Origin of the sequence: Pseudoalteromonas sp. c7(2019) (genome assembly GCF_011378625.1) — a bacterium.
Lineage (GTDB): Bacteria > Pseudomonadota > Gammaproteobacteria > Enterobacterales > Alteromonadaceae > Pseudoalteromonas > Pseudoalteromonas arctica.
The window spans coordinates 1-773 of record NZ_WTKS01000049.1 but is presented as its reverse complement, the minus strand read 5'-3'; the positions used below and the strand labels follow the sequence as shown (position 1 = coordinate 773).

1 protein-coding gene is annotated in these 773 nt (G+C 39.6%); it reads left to right on the top strand.

The features are described from left to right. The first annotated feature begins 96 nt into the window (after positions 1 to 96). Positions 97 to 576, top strand: a complete 480-nt coding sequence (locus GQR38_RS19935) for an IS30 family transposase (protein ID WP_165738002.1) — start codon at positions 97 to 99, stop codon at positions 574 to 576. Positions 577 to 773 lie beyond the last annotated feature (197 nt).

Below are 773 nucleotides of genomic sequence, written 5' to 3'. Positions count from 1 at the left end.
CTTGGATTCAGATCATAAGCGCATAACTTGAATTGGTAGAAAAGACGATCAGCTGAATATATGCTTATCGCTTTTTCTCCGGCAAGAGATGCAACAATGAAAACATATAAACAACTGACCTATGCGCAACGATGCCAGATTTATGCCCTAAAGAAAATAGGCATGAGTCAAAATAAAATAGCTAAACAATTGAATGTGAATCAATCGACCCTTAGTAGAGAGTTTGCTCGTAATACAGGCAAGCGAGGTTACCGTATTAATCAAGCTCAACAAGCAACAGTTAAACGCCGTATTGAAGCTCGTAAAGCAATTAAAATGACATCTGCTCTGATTGCATTAATAAATGTAAAACTAGGTGAAAAATGGAGTCCGGACCAAATTTCAGGATGGCTTAAGAAAGAGCGTGGCATCAGTATTAGCTATGAAACTATTTACCAACATATTTGGTCCGATAAGCACAGTGGTGGTCAATTATTCCAACATCTGCGTCGAAAAGGGAAGGCTTACCAAACGCGTAATAAAGATAAGCAAGCTGGTCGAGGTTTTATCAAGAACCGCGTCAGCATCGATGANTGAGCGACCTAGTATAGTTGACACACGTAGCCGAGTTGGTGATTGGGAAATAGATTTAGTCATCGGTAAAGGACACAGCGGTGCATTGGTGACTATTGTTGAGCGTAAAACACGTTTTACAGTATCTACACGTATTGATGATAAATCAGCAAAGACTGTCACTGCGGCCACTATTGCATTATTAAAACCATTTGAAGATG